13 protein-coding genes are annotated in these 16,561 nt (G+C 70.8%); 10 read left to right on the top strand and 3 right to left on the bottom strand.

From position 1 onward, the window contains the following. Positions 1-2 precede the first annotated feature (2 nt). The 6 genes from tal to ABZT74_RS25475 are packed head-to-tail and all read left to right on the top strand — an operon-like array spanning position 3 to position 6,870. Entirely contained in the window at positions 3-1,148 is a 1,146-nt protein-coding gene (tal, locus tag ABZT74_RS25500; protein WP_356438414.1) for a transaldolase, read from the top strand. Continuing rightward, positions 1,145-2,800, top strand: coding sequence for a glucose-6-phosphate dehydrogenase (zwf, locus tag ABZT74_RS25495; protein WP_355881126.1), 1,656 nt, complete (start codon positions 1,145-1,147; stop codon positions 2,798-2,800). The genes tal and zwf overlap by 4 nt, the downstream gene beginning before the upstream one ends. Beyond that, the gene (opcA, locus tag ABZT74_RS25490; RefSeq protein WP_355881128.1) at positions 2,797-3,729 is read left to right on the top strand and encodes a glucose-6-phosphate dehydrogenase assembly protein OpcA; all 933 of its coding nucleotides are present in this window, start codon (positions 2,797-2,799) and stop codon (positions 3,727-3,729) included. Before zwf ends, opcA begins: the two co-directional genes overlap by 4 nt. Then, positions 3,722-5,371, top strand: coding sequence for a glucose-6-phosphate isomerase (pgi, locus tag ABZT74_RS25485; protein ID WP_356438411.1), 1,650 nt, complete (start codon positions 3,722-3,724; stop codon positions 5,369-5,371). The genes opcA and pgi overlap by 8 nt, the downstream gene beginning before the upstream one ends. Positions 5,372-5,377: 6 nt before the next feature. Next, positions 5,378-6,256, top strand: coding sequence for a phosphogluconate dehydrogenase (NAD(+)-dependent, decarboxylating) (gnd, locus tag ABZT74_RS25480; protein WP_356177934.1), 879 nt, complete (start codon positions 5,378-5,380; stop codon positions 6,254-6,256). 8 nt (positions 6,257-6,264) lie between these two features. Beyond that, entirely contained in the window at positions 6,265-6,870 is a 606-nt protein-coding gene (locus tag ABZT74_RS25475) for a histidine phosphatase family protein (protein ID WP_356438408.1), read from the top strand. 310 nt (positions 6,871-7,180) lie between these two features. On the opposite strand, the gene ABZT74_RS25470 is transcribed toward ABZT74_RS25475, so the two are convergent. Both ABZT74_RS25470 and ABZT74_RS25465 read right to left on the bottom strand, forming a co-directional pair. Further along, a complete protein-coding gene (locus tag ABZT74_RS25470) occupies positions 7,181-8,158 on the bottom strand; it encodes a hypothetical protein (RefSeq protein WP_356438405.1) in 978 nt (325 codons plus the stop codon). An 11-nt stretch (positions 8,159-8,169) separates the two neighbouring features. Further along, entirely contained in the window at positions 8,170-9,654 is a 1,485-nt protein-coding gene (locus tag ABZT74_RS25465; RefSeq protein ID WP_356438402.1) for an APC family permease, read from the bottom strand. Between the two features lie 958 nt (positions 9,655-10,612). Here ABZT74_RS25465 and ABZT74_RS25460 point away from each other — a divergent pair. Both ABZT74_RS25460 and ABZT74_RS25455 read left to right on the top strand, forming a co-directional pair. Then, on the top strand, positions 10,613-12,739 hold the full coding sequence (locus ABZT74_RS25460; protein ID WP_356438596.1) for a TIM-barrel domain-containing protein: 2,127 nt from the start codon (positions 10,613-10,615) through the stop codon (positions 12,737-12,739). 194 nt (positions 12,740-12,933) lie between these two features. Further along, positions 12,934-13,599, top strand: a complete 666-nt coding sequence (locus tag ABZT74_RS25455; protein WP_356438399.1) for a TetR family transcriptional regulator — start codon at positions 12,934-12,936, stop codon at positions 13,597-13,599. A gap of 292 nt (positions 13,600-13,891) precedes the next feature. Here the strand turns inward: ABZT74_RS25455 and ABZT74_RS25450 are convergent, their stop codons facing one another. Continuing rightward, positions 13,892-14,341 carry a PPOX class F420-dependent oxidoreductase gene (locus tag ABZT74_RS25450; RefSeq protein ID WP_356438396.1) on the bottom strand — a complete coding sequence of 150 codons (450 nt, stop codon included), beginning with the start codon at positions 14,339-14,341 and terminating at the stop codon, positions 13,892-13,894. Positions 14,342-14,468: 127 nt separating this feature from the next. On the opposite strand from ABZT74_RS25450, the gene ABZT74_RS25445 reads away from it, so the two are divergent. Next, positions 14,469-15,047 (top strand): TetR/AcrR family transcriptional regulator, encoded by a 579-nt coding sequence (locus ABZT74_RS25445; RefSeq protein WP_356438393.1) that lies wholly within the window; start codon positions 14,469-14,471, stop codon positions 15,045-15,047. Then, positions 15,044-16,537: an MFS transporter gene (locus ABZT74_RS25440; protein ID WP_356438390.1), complete on the top strand. Its 1,494-nt coding sequence runs from the start codon at positions 15,044-15,046 to the stop codon at positions 16,535-16,537. Before ABZT74_RS25445 ends, ABZT74_RS25440 begins: the two co-directional genes overlap by 4 nt. Positions 16,538-16,561: the final 24 nt, after the last annotated feature.

Below are 16,561 nucleotides of genomic sequence, written 5' to 3'. Positions count from 1 at the left end.
AGATGATCACTGTGACCGAAGCAACCGCGACCGCGGCAACCCTGAAGCGCCTCTCCGACGAAGGCGTGTCCATCTGGCTGGACGACCTGTCCCGCAAGCGCATCGAGTCCGGCAACCTGGCCGAACTCGTCGAGAACCGCCACGTGGTGGGCGTGACCACCAACCCGTCCATCTTCCAGGCCGCCATCGGCTCCGGCGAGGGCTACGAGGAGCAGCTGGCCGACCTCGCCGTGCGCAAGGTGACGGTCGACGAGGCCGTCCGCATGATGACGACCGCCGATGTCCGCGCCGCCGCGGACATCCTGCGCCCGGTGTTCGAGACGACCGGCGGCCGCGACGGCCGGGTCTCCATCGAGGTCGACCCCCGGCTGGCCCACGAAACGGCCGCGACCATCGCCGAGGCCAAGCAGCTCGCCTGGCTCGTCGACCGCCCGAACGTCATGATCAAGATCCCCGCGACGAAGGCGGGCCTCCCGGCGATCACCGAGGTCATCGGCCTCGGCATCAGCGTGAACGTCACGCTGATCTTCTCCCTGGAGCGCTACCGCGCCGTCATGGACGCCTACTTGGCCGGCCTGGAGAAGGCGGACGCGGCGGGCATCGACATCGCCGGCATCCACTCCGTCGCCTCCTTCTTCGTCTCCCGCGTCGACGCCGAGATCGACAAGCGCCTCGCCAAGGCCGGCACCGACGAGGCCCTCGCGCTCAAGGGCCGCGCCGCGCTCGCCAACGCGCGGCTCGCCTACGAGGCGTACGAGGAGGTGTTCGCCGGGGACCGCTGGACGGCGCTCGCCCCGTCCGGCGCCAACAAGCAGCGCCCGCTGTGGGCCTCCACGGGCGTCAAGGACCCCTCGTACAAGGACACCCTGTACGTCGACGAGCTGGTCGCGCCCGGCACGGTGAACACCATGCCGGAGGCGACGCTGAACGCGACCGCCGACCACGGGGACATCCACGGTGACGCGGTGACCGGCGGCTACGCCCAGGCGCGTGCCGACCTGGCCGCCGTCGAGGCGCTCGGGATCTCCTACGACGAGGTCGTCGGACAGCTGGAGAACGAGGCCGTCTCGAAGTTCGAGGTGGCGTGGGAGGACCTGCTCGAAGCGGTCTCGACCTCGCTGCGCGGCAAGGGAGTCGAGGGGGCATGACCAAGCGTGGGGAACTTTCCGACGAGCAGGATGCGGCCGCCGCGCCGCAGGGATCCGGTGACGCGCCCGTGGAACCGTCCGGCCTGACACACGAGGCGCTCGCCGAGGCACTCGGCGTCGTCCCGGCCGCCGACTGGGACAACCCGCTGCGTGACCCGCGCGACCGCCGGCTCCCCCGGATCGCGGGCCCCTCCGGGCTCGTCATCTTCGGTGTGACCGGTGACCTGTCCCGCAAGAAGCTCATGCCGGCCGTGTACGACCTCGCCAACCGGGGTCTGCTGCCGCCGGGTTTCTCGCTCCTCGGGTTCGCCCGTCGCGAGTGGGAGGACCAGGACTTCGCCCAGGTCGTGCACGACTCGGTGCGCGAGCACGCGCGCACCGAGTTCCGCGAGGAGGTCTGGCAGCAGCTCGCCGAGGGCATGCGGTTCATCCCGGGCGACTTCGACGACGACGGAGCGTTCGAGCAACTGCGTGAGGCTGTGGAGGAGTTGGACTCCTCGCAGGGCACCAGCGGCAACTACGCGTTCTACCTGTCCGTCCCGCCGAAGTTCTTCCCGAAGGTCGTCCAGCAGCTCAAGAAGCACGGTCTCGCGGACGCCCCCGAGGGATCCTGGCGGCGCGCGGTCATCGAGAAGCCGTTCGGCCACGACCTGAAGAGCGCGCGCGAGCTGAACAAGATCGTGCACGAGGTGTTCGACCCGGACCAGGTGTTCCGTATCGACCACTACCTCGGCAAGGAGACCGTCCAGAACATCCTGGCGCTCCGCTTCGCCAACCAGATGTACGAGCCCATCTGGAACCGGTCGTACGTCGACCACGTCCAGATCACCATGGCCGAGGACATCGGCATCGGCGGCCGGGCCGGCTACTACGACGGCATCGGCTCCGCCCGGGACGTCATCCAGAACCACCTCCTCCAGCTGATGGCGCTGACCGCCATGGAGGAACCGGCCGCGTTCGACGCCGAGTCGCTGCTGACCGAGAAGCTCAAGGTGCTGCGCGCGGTGAAGCTGCCGGAGAACCTGGGCGAGCACACGGTGCGCGGCCAGTACGCGGCGAGCTGGCAGGGCGGCGAGCGGGTGCGCGGCTACCTCCAGGAGGACGGCATCGACCCCGCGTCGACGACCGACACCTACGCGGCCGTCAAGCTCCAGGTCGACAACCGCCGCTGGGCGGGCGTCCCCTTCTACCTGCGCACCGGCAAGCGCCTGGGCCGCCGCGTCACCGAGATCGCGGTCGTCTTCCAGCGAGCCCCGCACTCCCCCTTCGACTCCACGGCCACCGAGGAACTCGGCGCCAACGCGATCGTCATCCGTGTCCAGCCGGACGAGGGCATGACGGTGCGCTTCGGATCGAAGGTGCCGGGTACCTCGATGGAGATCCGGGACGTCACCATGGACTTCGCGTACGGCGAGTCGTTCACCGAGTCCAGCCCGGAGGCGTACGAACGGCTGATCCTGGATGTCCTGCTCGGCGACGCCAATCTCTTCCCCCGTCACCAGGAGGTGGAAGAGTCCTGGAAGGTCCTCGACCCGATCGAGGGGTACTGGGACGCGCACGGCAAGCCCGCGCAGTACCCCTCGGGCAGTTGGGGCCCGAAGGAAGCCGACGAGATGCTCGCACGAGACGGACGGAGCTGGCGCAGGCCATGAAGATCGATCTGACCGACACCACGGCAAGCAAGATCAACAAGGCGCTCGTGCAGGGGCGCAGGGCCATCGGCACTCCCGCCGTGGGCATGGTCCTGACGATGGTCATCGTGACCGACGAGGAGAACGCCTACGACGCCATCAAGGCGGCGGAGGAGGCGTCCCGCGAGCACCCCTCGCGGACGCTGGTCGTCATCAAGCGCGTCGCCCGCACCCCGCGCGACCGCACCAACTCCCGCCTCGACGCGGAGGTGCGCGTCGGTTCGGACGCGGGCACCGGCGAGACGGTCGTGCTGCGGACCTACGGCGAGGTGTCCGACCACGCCGACTCCGTGGTCCTGCCGCTGCTGCTGCCGGACGCCCCGGTCGTCGTCTGGTGGCCGGTGGACGCGCCGGACAACCCGGTCAAGGACCCGCTGGGCGCCCTCGCGCAACGCCGGATCACCGACATGTACGCCGTCGAGGACCCGCTGCGCGCCCTGGACGCCCGCGCCGCTTCGTACGCGCCGGGCGACACCGACCTGGCGTGGACCCGGCTGACGCCGTGGCGCTCGATGCTGGCGGCGGCCCTCGACCAGGCCCGCGCGAAGGTGATCTCGGCGACGGTCGAGAGCGAGGCGCAGAACCCGAGCGCCGAACTGCTCGCGCGCTGGCTGGAGGCCCGCCTCGGGGTCACCGCCGAACGCGTCGTCACCGCGGGGCCCGTGGTGACCGCCGTACGGCTCGGCACCGAGAACGGCGAGGTCGTGATCGACCGTCCCGACGGGCCGCTGGCCACGCTGTCCCTGCCCGGCCAGCCGCCGCGCACCCTCGCACTGAAGGTGCGCTCCACCTCCGAGCTGATCGCCGAGGAACTGCGCCGCCTCGACGCGGACGAGATGTACGCCGTCGCCCTGCGGGGCGAGGCCGCCAAGGAGACCTCCCGTGCCTGACTTCCCCCGTCTCACCCGGCGTCCGGAGTGGGTGGCCCTGGAGGACCACCGCGCGACGACGCTGCTCAAGCCGCACCTGCGTGAGCTGTTCGCCGCCGACCCCGGCCGCGCCGAACGCTACGTCGTGCGGGTCGGCGATCTGCACATCGACTACTCCAAGCACCTGATCACCGACGAGACCCTCGCCCTGCTCCAGGAACTCGCCGCCGCGACCGATGTGTTCGGGCTGCGGGACGCGATGTTCCGGGGCGAGAGGATCAACACGACGGAGGACCGGGCGGTGCTGCACACCGCGTTGCGGGCGCCGGCGGACGCGGTCGTGGAGGTCGACGGGGAGAACGTCGTCCCCCGCGTGCACGTGGTCCTGGACAAGATGGCCGGGTTCGCGGGGCGGGTGCGGTCGGGTGAGTGGACCGGACACACCGGCCGGCGGATCAAGAACATCGTGAACATCGGTATCGGCGGTTCGGACCTGGGTCCGGCGATGGCGTACGAGGTGCTGCGTCCGTTCACGGACCGGTCCTTGACGGTGCGGTTCGTGTCGAACGTGGACGGCGCGGACCTGCACGAGGCGTTGCTGGGTCTGGATCCGGCGGAGACGCTGTTCGTCATCGCCTCGAAGACGTTCACGACGATCGAGACGATCACGAACGCGACGTCGGCGCGGGAGTGGCTGCTGGAGGGCCTGAAGGCGGGTCAGGAAGCGGTCGCCCGGCACTTCGTGGCGTTGTCGACGAACGGCGGCAAGGTCGCCGACTTCGGTATCGACACGGACAACATGTTCGAGTTCTGGGACTGGGTGGGGGGCCGGTACTCGTTCGACTCGGCGATCGGCCTGTCGTTGATGATCGCGATCGGTGCGGACCGGTTCCGGGAGATGCTGGACGGTTTCCATCTGGTCGACGAGCACTTCCGTAGTGCTCCGGCCGAGGCCAACGCGCCGCTTCTGATGGGCTTGTTGGGGATCTGGTACGGGAACTTCCACGACGCGCAGTCGCACGCGGTGCTGCCGTACTCGCACTACCTCTCCCGGTTCACGGCGTATCTGCAGCAGTTGGACATGGAGTCCAACGGCAAGTCGGTGGACCGTGAGGGCCGGCCGGTGGAGTGGCAGACGGGTCCGGTGGTGTGGGGGACGCCGGGGACGAACGGTCAGCACGCGTACTACCAGTTGATCCATCAGGGCACGAAGCTGATCCCGGCGGACTTCATCGGGTTCGCGAACCCGGTGGGTGAGCTGAGCGAGACGCTCAAGGGGCAGCACGACCTGTTGATGGCGAACTTCTTCGCGCAGACGCAGGCGCTGGCGTTCGGCAAGACGCCCGAGGAGGTCCGTGCGGAGGGGGTGCCGGAGGAACTGGTCGCGCACAAGACGTTCCGCGGTGACCACCCCACCACCACGATCCTCGCCGCCGAGCTGACGCCGTCCGTGCTGGGCCAGTTGATCGCCCTGTACGAGCACAAGGTGTTCGTCCAGGGAGCGGTCTGGAACATCGACTCCTTCGACCAGTGGGGCGTCGAACTCGGCAAGGTCCTCGCCAAGCGCATCGAACCCGCCCTCGCCGACGGCACGGACGTGCCCGGCCTCGACCCCTCCACCACCGCCCTCGTGGCCACCTACCGCTCTCTCGGGAAGAAGTGAACTGATATGCAGCTCGGACTCATCGGTCTCGGCAAGATGGGCGGCAACATGCGGGAGCGCATACGCCTCGCCGGCCACACCGTCGTCGGCTACGACCGCAACCCGGACCTCGCCGACGTCACCAGCCTCACCGAACTCGTCGGCAAGCTCGAAGGCCCGCGTGTGGTCTGGGTGATGGTGCCGGCCGGCGCCCCCACCCAGACCGTCATCGACGAGCTCGGCGACCTGCTGGAGCCCGGCGACACGGTCGTGGACGGCGGCAACTCCCGCTGGACGGACGACGAGAAGCACGCCGAGGAGCTGGCGGCCAAGGGCATCGGCTTCGTCGACGCCGGTGTCTCCGGCGGCGTGTGGGGCCTCAAGAACGGCTACGCGCTGATGGTCGGCGGCGACGCCGAGAACATAGCCAAGGTGCAGCCGGTCTTCGACGCGCTCAAGCCGGACGGCGACTTCGGCTTCGTGCACGCCGGAAAGGTGGGCGCCGGCCACTTCTCCAAGATGGTCCACAACGGCATCGAGTACGCCATGATGCAGGCCTACGCCGAGGGCTGGGAGCTGCTGGAGAAGGTCGACTCCGTCACCGACGTGCGCGAGGTGTTCCGCTCCTGGCAGGAGGGCACCGTCATCCGTTCCTGGCTGCTCGACCTCGCGGTCAACGCGCTGGACGGCGACGAGCACCTCGACAAGCTGCGCGGCCACGCCGACGACTCCGGCGAGGGCCGCTGGACCGTCGAGGCGGCCATCGACAACGCCGTCCCGCTGCCCGCCATCACCGCCTCCCTCTTCGCCCGCTTCGCGTCCCGCCAGGACGACTCGCCGCAGATGAAGATGATCGCGGCCCTGCGCAACCAGTTCGGCGGCCACGCCGTCGAGTCGGCGAAGTAGCCCCGGCCATGGGCGATCTCGTCCTGGTCCGCCACGGCGAGACCGAATGGAGCCTGACGGGACAGCACACCAGCTGGACCGACCTGCCGCTCACCGGGCACGGCGAGGAACAGGCCAAGTCCCTGGCCCCGTTCTTCGCCGGGCGCTCCCTCGCCCGGGTCCTCACCAGCCCGCTCGGCCGCGCCGTCCGCACGGCCGGGCTGGCCGGCCTGTCCGACGCGCGGATCGAACCCGATCTGCACGAGTGGGACTACGGCGGCTACGAGGGCGTCACCACACGCGCCATCCACCAGGAGCGGCCCGACTGGGTGCTGTGGACCGACGGGGTGCCGCCGGGCCCCGACGGCCATCCCGGTGAGTCCCCGCACGAGGTGGGCGCGCGGGCCGACCGGGTGCTGGCCCGGGTGGACGCCGCGCTGCGCGCGGAGGCCGGTGACGTGGTGCTCGTGGCGCACGCGCACTTCCTGCGGGTCCTGACCGCCCGCCGGCTCGGCCTTCCGGCCGGGTCGGGGCGGCTGTTCCAGCTCGCGACCGGCACCGTCAGCCGGCTCTCCACCGAGCACGGCGACCCGGTGATCGCCACGTGGAACGAGCCGGGCTCCTCGGTCTCCTAGTCCCGCGATACTGCGGGCCCCTTTCGTGACGCGGCCCCGGCCGGCACGTCCCCGGACGTGCCGGCCGGGGCCGCGGCCGTGTCAGCCGCCCGCGATGCGTACGACGCCCGTGATGGTGCCCTGGTAGATCACCCCGCCCGGCGCGATCGAGCCGACCATCTGGAGGGTGTCGAAGAGGGCGCCGGTGCCGAGGTAGCGGGTCGGCGCGGGACGCGTGACCGCCTTGCCCGATCGTTCCCCGGATCGCCGGTGAACTCCGCCGCGTGCAGCGCGTGTTCGGCGTCGGGCGGCGATTGCGGCGAGCGGGGCTTCAGCGCGCCTTCCCGTGGGCGGAACGTCTTCCCCACCGCACGAACTCCTTCTCCGCGTCGCCCGTGACGGACCACGGTGTCCGGGTGGCGCGCCGCCCGATGATCCGGAACAGGTCGGCCGCGATGTCCGCGGTGTCCGTCGTGTCGGCGTAACAGGCCGCGTGGGCGAGGAAGTTGAGGTCGCGCAGCTCCACCGGCGCCGGCGGGGCGTCCGGGCGGGCGCCGATCCAGCGCTGCCAGGTGCGCCGTACGTCGTTGACCGCGGCGTCGTGACTCCAGTGCTGCCCCATGCCGACGACGGCGTCCCGTTGCCGCCCGGCCGCGTCGAGGACGTGGCGGTACTCCTCGACGCGGGCGTACTGCACCAGCACGGGCAGTGCGCAGCCGGCCGGCGCGACCCCCGCGGCGTCCCGCGCGAAGTCGTACATCAGACCGTGGGTGCCGTGCCAGCGTGAGGAGTAGTAGTGCAGGATCTGCAGGTGTCCCTCCACGCTGTACGGGTCGCGGCCGTGCAACTCGTCCCACCAGCGGCCGAGTTCCCTGCGCCGCACGCCCGAGGGGTAGAGCCGCGCGACCGAGATGAGGAAGATCCACGGCGTCGGGTCCTCCGGATGGGCCTCGGCGGCCCGCAGACAGGCCAGTGCCGCTCTGTCGACGCGGAGCGGATCGATGGGCACCCCGCGGCCCGCCGCAATGGCCAGGTTGAAGGCCCGGGTCACGTCCGTCGCGGCCCGCAGGACCATGGCGTCGGCGCTGTGCGGTTCGGCGGCGAGCCAGGACTCGGCCGTCGAGTTGCCCGCGCAGGCCGGGGCGAGCAGCCGGACGCGGTGGCTGCGCGCGGCCCAGTCGGCGCCGGTGGCGCGCAGGAGTTCGCGCAGCCCCTGCCAGCGGCCGATGACGATGTCCTGGCGCGCCGAGGTGAGGGGCGCGTCGCCGCAGTCGGGGTCGAATTCGGGTGTGAAGCGGTCTCCCGCCATCGGAAGCCCCCTCAGAAGTCGGTGGGCAGGCCCTCGTGGACGCGGGTTCCGGCGGCGACCGCCGATCCGGCGTGGCCTTCGGGGATGTACTCGGCCTCGACGACGCGCGTGGCGTCCAGCTTCGCGGGCCGGTAGTAGTCGCTGCCCTGCCGCCAGTACCAGAGCATGGGGACCAGCCCGGCGGCGATGCCTCCGATGCCGATCACGATGGACGGGGCGCTGAGGTCGCCGAGCGACTCGACGAACACCCAGAACATGAACGCGGCGCCGGCGAGGGGCCAGAGGCCGCCGAAGACGAAGTCGGCCGGGGACTTCAGCAGCATCTTGCGGTAGGCGACGACGACGGCGAGGCCGGCCAGGCCGTAGTAGACGGCGATCTGCAGGCCGATGGCGGCGATGGCGTCGGAGAGGATGGCACCGACCGAGCCGAGGGCGTTGGAGGTCACGAACATCGCGAGGGCGACGGCGCCGACGACGACGATCGCCACCCACGGGGTGTTCCAGCGACGGTGCACCCGGCCGAGCGCGCTCGGCATCGTGCGGTCGCGGCCCATCGCGAACAACGAGCGGGTGACCTGGATGAGGGTGGTCTCCAGGGTGGCGATGGTGGAGAGCATCACGGCCACCACGATGAGTTTTCCGCCCCAGCCCGGCCAGATCTCCTCACCGAGGGCGCCGAGCACGTCGGCGCTGTTCTCCTCGATCTGCCGGTCGGTGAGGATGACGTTCACGGCGATGGTGAAGACCTCGAAGAGCAGGAAGACGATGCCGACGCCGATCAGTCCGGCGAGTCCGGTCGTGCGGCGGCTGTCCTTCGTCTCCTCGCTGAGGTTGCTGGTGACGTCCCAGCCCCAGTAGTAGAACGCGGCGATGAGGGCGCCGGACGCGAAGCCGCTCACGCCGTCGAACTGGCCGAGGCCGAGCCAGGACCAGGAGAAGGCGCGGGCGTTGCCGTCGTGCAGCAGGGCGCCCACGGCGAAGACGGCGAGAACGGCCAGTTCCACGCCGGACATGATCAGTTGGGCCCGCACGGTGAGCCGGGCGCCGCCGAGGACGACGAGCAGCATGACGAGGAACCAGGCCGCGCCGACGACGGTGGCGAGGGCGGTGTCGTCGGCGAGTTCCGTGTCGACGAGGGCGAGGGTCATGGAGCCGGCGGGCAGCGAGCCCGCGACCATGAAGATGGTGGCGGAGACGACCAGGGCCCAGCCGCTGATGAAGCCGAGGAAGGGGTGCAGAGTGCGGCCGACCCACGAGTAGCTGGCACCGGCGTTGACGTCGATCCTGCCGAGGTAGCTGAAGGCCAGGGCGATGCCCAGCATGGGTATCGCGCAGTAGAGGAGCGCGGCGGGACCGGCGAGGCCGACCGCGCCGAGGAGGACGGCGGTGGTGGCGGCGAGCGAGTAGGCGGGAGCACTGCCCGCCACCGCCATCACGATCGTGTCGAAGGTGCCGAGGGCGTTGGCCTGAAGCCCTCTTCCCCTGTTCTTGCTCATGGTCGTGCTGCTTTCCGTGCTGCGCGACGCGCCGGTGGGCACGCCGGGCAGCGCCGTGCGAGTGGGGGGTGTGGAGGCCGATGCCGCACCAGCGCCGTCATCGGGCAGAGGGTCACGCCGCGGATGCGGAGGGTCGCTCCGCGGGTGCTGCGATGATAGCGGTGACCGTTGCTCTTTCAACGTCAACCGGTCGGTAATTCACGGCTTCTGACGAGCCGTGCCCGGGGTGGCGAACGCCCCCGGATTCCGCCGGCGGTCCGTCGGCGGACCGGTTCACGGATCGCACCTCTTCGCTCCCGTACGTCCCTTTCGGGCTCACGATCACACCGTTGACAGCTCCCGCAAAGCCTGTGACCCTTCATGCTCGAAGTTGCGCGGAATCACGACTGTTCAAGCATCAGCAAGCATCGGCCCCGTGAGGCCGGTGCGGCACCTGGTTCGAATCCGTCGAGTGGAGATGCGTACCGTGCGAAGACTCCGACACCGTTCCTGGGCCGTGGCGGGGCTGGCCACCGCCCTGGCCGTCACCCTCCTCAGCGCCCCCGCCGGACCGGCGCTCGCGGCGACCCCGGCGAGTGCCGTCCTCGACGCCACCCACCAGAGCGTCACCTGGCAGAGTCCCGTCTATCCGAAGGGCACCGCCGGCGGCACCGAGAGCTGTCCGCCGGCCGCCGAGGACCCCGACAGCAAGGTCTGCGACCGATTCGACGTGAACGTCGAGGTACCCGAGGGGTATTGGGCGGACAACCCCGAAGGCGGGGTACCGATCTCCATCGAGTGGCAGCACCCCACCGACGACTTCGACTTCTACGTGTACGACGACACGGGCAAGGAGGCCGCCTCCAGCGCGGGCACCGCCGACCCCGAGGCCACCGTGATCCCGAACGCGTCGGGGACCTACCACGTGCTGGTCGTGCCGTACGACGTGCACGACAACGCGTTCACCGGGAAGGTCTACCTGCCGCAGACCACGGACGCCGGCGATCTCACCTCCTTCAGCGGCGGACACGGCAGCTACACCGTCGCGGCCGGTGACCTGAAGGCCCGGGCCGACTTCCTGGCGGACGGTCAACTCCGGCTGCAGGCGGACCCGTCCGGCGCGTTCAGCGACCCCGCGGGCAGCGCGATCGTCCGGGAGCAGCCCGCCCGGCAGACCCGCACGACGACGTTCGACGCCGGCGCGTACTACGGCATCCGCTCCCCCGACGCCGTCCTGCGCGTGTACAAGAAGCCGCTGCGCTTCGGCCTCTACAAACCCGACAACCGCACCCGGATCTGGCAGGAGGACAAGCCGCTGCGCTGGTCCACCAGCGGGATGCGGCAGAGCCTGGCCCGCGCCACGGGCGAGCAGTTCTTCGGCGGCGGCGAACAGAACGGCTCCTTCGCGCACCGCGACCAGACCATGTACGTGGCGAACAACTTCAACTGGAACGAGGGCGGTTACAACAACTCGCAGCCCTTCTACCTGTCCAGCGCGGGGTACGGAGTCTTCCGCAACACCTTCGCGCCGGGGGTGTACGACTTCGGCTCGCCGGTGCGCGCCGGGCAGCAGGAACGGCGCCTGGACGCCTACTACTTCCTCGGGGACGCCAAAAAGGTCATCGGCAAGTACACCGCTCTGGTGGGCAAGCCGTTCATGCCACCCGTCTACGGCCTCGAACCGGGCGACTCCGACTGCTATCTGCACAACGCCAACCGCGGTGAGCGGCACACCCTCGACGCGCTGAAGGTCGCCGACGGCTACACCGAGCACGACATGCCGCTCGGCTGGATGCTCGTCAACGACGGATACGGCTGCGGCTACGAGAACCTCGACCAGACCGCGAAGGGCCTGGTCGACCACAACGCCCAGCTGGGACTGTGGACCCAGGACGGCATCGACAAACTCGCCGACCAGGTGAAGGCGGGCCAGCGGGTGGCGAAACTCGACGTGGCCTGGGTCGGCAACGGGTACAGGTTCGCGCTCGACGCCTGCGACCGGGCGAAGGCCGGGATCGAGGACAACAGCGACGCCCGCGGCTTCGTCTGGCTGCCGGTGTCCTGGGCGGGCGCCCAGCGCTGCGGCGTCCTGTGGAGCGGCGACCAGAAGCTGTCCTGGGACTACATCCGCTGGCAGATCCCCACCTACGCGGGGGCCACCCTGTCGGGTATCGCGTACAACACCGGTGACGTGGGCTCGATCTACGGCCACGACCCGAAGATGTACGCGCGGGACCTCCAGTGGAAGGCGTTCCTGCCGGCCGTCATGACCATGGACGGCTGGGCCTCGGACATCACCACCGGCAAACCGGCCGACCAGCAGCCCTGGCTGGACGGGGAGCCGTACACCTCCGTCAACCGCAAGTACCTCCAGCTGAAGGAACGCCTGCTCCCCTACATGTACACGCTGTCCGCCGAGGCGGCGACGTCGGGCGTCGGCGCGGTACGCCCGCTCTGGCTCGAGTACCCGGACGACCCGAAGACCCTCGGGGCCGACGCCAGGTACGAGTTCCTCTCGGGCTCCGACTTCCTGGTCGCGCCCGTCTACAAGGACACCGACACCCGGGACGGCATCTATCTGCCCAAGGGCACCTGGACGGACTACTGGACGGGCCGCACCTACGAGGGCCCGACCACCGTCGACGGCTACCACGCGCCGCTCGACACCCTGCCCCTCTTCGTCAAGGGCGGCTCGATCGTTCCCATGTGGCCCAAGGGGACGACCAGTTGGAAGACCCGTGACCGGGGCGAACTGGACTGGGACCTGTACCCGAAGGGCGACAGCGGCTACACGCTGTACGAGGACGACGGCGTGACCCGGCACTTCGCCGAGGGCGCCTCGGCGACCCAGCACGTCGCGATGCGCGCCGGACGAACCGCGACGACGGTCGACGTCGGCGCGAGCAAGGGGAGCTACCAGGACAAGCCCGCGTCCCGCGCGTACCGCTTCACCGTGCACGGCGAGCCGGCGCCCCGGCAGGTGCTCCTCGACGGACACCCCCTGCCGCGCACGTCGTGGTCGCACGACAGCGGCACCGGGGTGACCACGGTGAGCACACCCCGGCTGACGCTGGACCGGGGGTTCACCCTGCGTCTGGTCCGGTAGGCCGGCACGTCAGCGCCCCGGTCGTCCCTCCGCGTACCGCGCGGCGGGACGCACCGGGGCGCTGACGCGTCCGTATCCGCGGTATCCGCCGGCCCGCCGGGAAGAGAGGCGGCGGGAGAGGGCCGTCCGATCCCACCCCTTCACGCCCTGCTTCTAGAATCGCGCGCACCGACCGTTTCGCCCGAAGGAACCCGATGACCAGCGTCGAAGAACCGGCACGACCCGGCGGGCGCATCCGCGACGCCGCCCGCACCAGGGCCGAGATTCTCGACGTGGCGACCCAGGAGTTCTCCCGTGCCGGCTTCGCGGGCGCCCGGGTCGACGAGATCGCCGCCCGCACCCGCACCACGAAGCGGATGATCTACTACTACTTCGGCGGCAAGGGGCAGCTCTTCACGGCGGTCCTGGAGCGGGCGTACACGATCATCCGGCAGGCCGAACAGAAGCTGGACGTCGAGCACCTGGACCCGGTGGCGGCCATCCGCAGGCTCGCCGAGCTGACCTTCGACCACCACGAGGCGCACCCCGACTTCATCCGCCTGGTGAGCATCGAGAACATCCACGAGGCCGAACACATCGTCGCGTCCGACGAATTGGGCCGCATCGGCTCGCCCGCGCTCGACGTGATCGGCCGGATCCTGGCGACCGGCCGCGCGTCGGGGCTGTTCACGGCGGACGTCGACGCCGTGGACCTGCACGCGATGATCAGTTCCTACTGCTTCTTCCGGGTCTCCAACCGCCATACGTTCGGCGCCCTGTTCGGCCGCGACCTGGTCGCCCCCGACCAGCGGGACCGGTACCGGGCGATGCTCGGCGACATGGTCATCGCCTACCTCACCGCGGACCGTACGGCCCGCTGAACGGTCCGGCCGAGCGCGAGGAGAATCGCGTTCGCCGTCACGTTCGCGGCGCTGTGCGTCCCGCCGGTCATCGCCGTGCCGGTGGCCGGCTGATCCGCGAGGCCCGCGGTCATGGCACGTTCACCGGCCCTCCACAGCGGGGCACTTGATGCAAGGTCAGGTATTGACCGACGATCAGAGCACCCGCGAGGCTCTGGTCTGCGGCACCCTTGAGAGGGGCTCCGCGCACCCCGGCCGGGTTCAGGGGCGGCCGGTGTGCGCGGAGTGCCCGTCGCGGGCAGGCGGGACAGGGTCAGCGGGCGGGGATCCCGTAGGCCCGCTCCACGTGCAGGCGCAGGACGAGGCGGCGGTCGCGGACCATGGCCGCGCGGTAGTCGTCCCAGTCGGAGTGTTCGCCGAGGACGTCCCGGTAGACGCGGATGAGTTCCTCGACCGTCTCGTCGTCCGGGTCGGCGGCGACGGGCGTCAGCTCGGCGGCGCCCTCGACCACCGTGTACGCCCAGCGGTCGTCGCTGGTCACGTGGTACGAGGCCCGGGGATCCCGGCGGAGGTTGCGGGTCTTGGCCCGGTCGTCGGTGAGCGAGACGCGGATGACCCCCTCGTCGGGGTAGTAGACGTGGCTGACGTTGGACAGCTGGGGCCGGCCGTCCTTCTTCAGGGTGACGAGCACGCCGCCCTTGTACGCGGAGAGCAGTTCGAGCAGGTCGTCCTGCTTCTCGTCCCGTGCTTCTTCGGCAGTCATATCTGGGCAACGCCCGGGGCCGGACGTCCCATTCCGTCCAAGGAGCCACGCCACCCGAACGGCCGCTGCCCGGTCACGGTCGCCGCTAGTGGTAGACACTGTCTACTCACCCTGGTAGACAGTGTCTATGAGTGATCCGGAGACCGGTGGACTGAAGGCGCGCCTGATCGACGTGGGGGTCGACCTGGTGACGACCGAGGGCGCGCAGGCGCTGACCCTGCGCGAGATCGCCCGCAGGGCCGGGGTGTCGCACGGCGCCCCGCGCCGCTACTTCCCGACCCACCTGGAGCTGCTGTCCGCCATCGCGCGGCGCGGGTTCGACGATCTCCAGGCGCGGGCCGCGGCGGCGGACGACGTCTCGACCGGCCCGCGGGCCCGGCTCACCGCCCTCGCGACGGTCTATCTGGACTTCGCCCTGTCCCGGCGCGGGATGTACGAGCTGATGTTCCGTCATGACCTTTTGCAGAGCAATCGGTTGGGGCTGCGGGAGACGAGCCTTCCGCTGTTCGGGGTGCTCGTCGACCTCGTCGGCCGGGCCCGCCCCGAGGCCGACGCCCCGACCACCGCGGGTGCCCTGTGGGCGAACCTGCACGGCATCGCCCAGCTGTGGGGGTGGGGCAGCCTGCAACTCACCACCGGCGCGGCCGAGTTCACCCCTCTGCTGCGGGCGGCGCTGGACGCTCACCTCGGGCCGGAGGAGCGGTGAGCGCGGACGGCTCCCTGGGCGCCGTGCGCCGAACGGCGACCGCGGCGGCGCACCGCCGGGTCACTCTGGCGAGCAGCGTCGCGGGTGCCGTGATCGTCGCGCTCGACGGCACGGTCCTCACCGTCGCGCAGCCCACGCTCCAGCGCGATCTGGACGCCTCGTTCGCCCGGGTCCAGTGGACCAGCACCGGGTATCTCATCGCGGTGGCCGGTCTGTTGGTGTTCGCGGGACGGCTCGGGGACCGTCACGGGCATCAACGGGTCTTCGCCCTCGGCATTCTGGGGTTCGGCGCGGCGTCGGCGGGGATCGGCCTCGCTCCCTCGATCGGCTGGGTGATCGCGCTCCGGGTGGCGCAGGGCGTCTTCGGGGCGCTGCTGCAGCCGGCCACCCTCGGAATGCTGCGGGCCGCGTATCCGCCCGACCGGCTCGGGATGCCCATCGCGCTGCGGACCAGCGCCATCGGCGTCGCCGCGGCCTCCGGGCCTCTCCTCGGGGGTGCGCTGGTCAGCGAGTTCGGATGGCGGGCCGTCTTCACGCTCAACGTCCTTCCCGCTCTGCTGCTGGGCGTGCTGGCACTCACGGTCCGGCCGCCGGCCGCCGCGGAAGCCGACGGAGCGGTGGACGCGGGTGCGGGAGGAGGAGCGGAGGCGGGGACCGGCCCGGTCGCTTCCGCAGCCCTCGACGTTCCGGGCGCCTGCCTTCTGACGGTGACGCTGGTCGCCCTGGTCCACACCCTGGTCGAGATCCCCGGCTCCGGCTGGACGGCGGCCACCGCGCTCGGGCTGACGGCGGTGGCCGCCGCCGGCACGGCGTTCCTGCGCCGGGAACGACGTGCCGCGAGCCCACTGGTGCCCCTCGAACTGCTCGGCTCGGCGACCGTCGGAGCCGCGCTCGGCATCCTGGTCGCCGCGTCCGCCGCCATGTTCGGCACCCTCTTCACCGCCAGCTACTTCCTTCAGGGAACCCTGCGTCTCGACCCGCTGGAGACCGGCGTACGGGCACTGCCGGGCGGCGTGATGATGGTGCTCGGCGCCCCCGTCGCCGCCGTCCTCCTGCGCAGACTCGGCGCTCGCGCGACCACCCTGACCGGAACGCTCCTGCTCACCGCCGGTGTCCTGCTCCTGGCGCGGCTCGACACGGCGTCGACCGCGGTGTCCGTCGGTGCGGGCTTCCTGCTGCTGGGCGCCGGTTTCGCCACCGTGATGGTCACCGCGACCGCGGTCGTCGTCCGGCAGGCATCGGCGGGATCGGCCGGCGTCGCGGGCGGGTTGCAGCAGACGGCGATGAACATCGGCCCCGTCCTCGGGATCGCCGCGGCGGCCACGCTGCTGACCGTGAAACCCGGCTCCCCCGGCCTCCCCCTGCTCACGCTGGCGGCGATCTGCACGGCCGGAACACTGCTCGCACTGCGGCTTCCTGGGCACAAGAACACCGTGGGCACCGCTCACCGGAGCCCGGACGACACGGCCTCGGCCCGTACGGGACGATGAACGAGACAGGCGCAGCCCGGAGGA

Source organism: Streptomyces sp. NPDC005302 (assembly GCF_040607345.1).
Classification (GTDB): Bacteria; Actinomycetota; Actinomycetes; order Streptomycetales; family Streptomycetaceae; genus Streptomyces.
This window is presented reverse-complemented; position numbering and strand designations above follow the sequence as displayed.

Bases quoted from the DNA above. Each gene is read 5' to 3' on its own strand.
- tal (WP_356438414.1), top strand. From the start codon at position 3: ATGATCACTGTGACCGAAGCAACCGCGACCGCGGCAACCCTGAAGCGC.
- zwf (WP_355881126.1), top strand. From the start codon at position 1,145: ATGACCAAGCGTGGGGAACTTTCCGACGAGCAGGATGCGGCCGCCGCG.
- opcA (WP_355881128.1), top strand. From the start codon at position 2,797: ATGAAGATCGATCTGACCGACACCACGGCAAGCAAGATCAACAAGGCG.
- gnd (WP_356177934.1), top strand. From the start codon at position 5,378: ATGCAGCTCGGACTCATCGGTCTCGGCAAGATGGGCGGCAACATGCGG.
- ABZT74_RS25475 (WP_356438408.1), top strand. From the start codon at position 6,265: ATGGGCGATCTCGTCCTGGTCCGCCACGGCGAGACCGAATGGAGCCTG.
- ABZT74_RS25470 (WP_356438405.1), bottom strand. From the start codon at position 8,158: ATGGCGGGAGACCGCTTCACACCCGAATTCGACCCCGACTGCGGCGAC.
- ABZT74_RS25465 (WP_356438402.1), bottom strand. From the start codon at position 9,654: ATGAGCAAGAACAGGGGAAGAGGGCTTCAGGCCAACGCCCTCGGCACC.
- ABZT74_RS25455 (WP_356438399.1), top strand. From the start codon at position 12,934: ATGACCAGCGTCGAAGAACCGGCACGACCCGGCGGGCGCATCCGCGAC.
- ABZT74_RS25450 (WP_356438396.1), bottom strand. From the start codon at position 14,341: ATGACTGCCGAAGAAGCACGGGACGAGAAGCAGGACGACCTGCTCGAA.
- ABZT74_RS25445 (WP_356438393.1), top strand. From the start codon at position 14,469: ATGAGTGATCCGGAGACCGGTGGACTGAAGGCGCGCCTGATCGACGTG.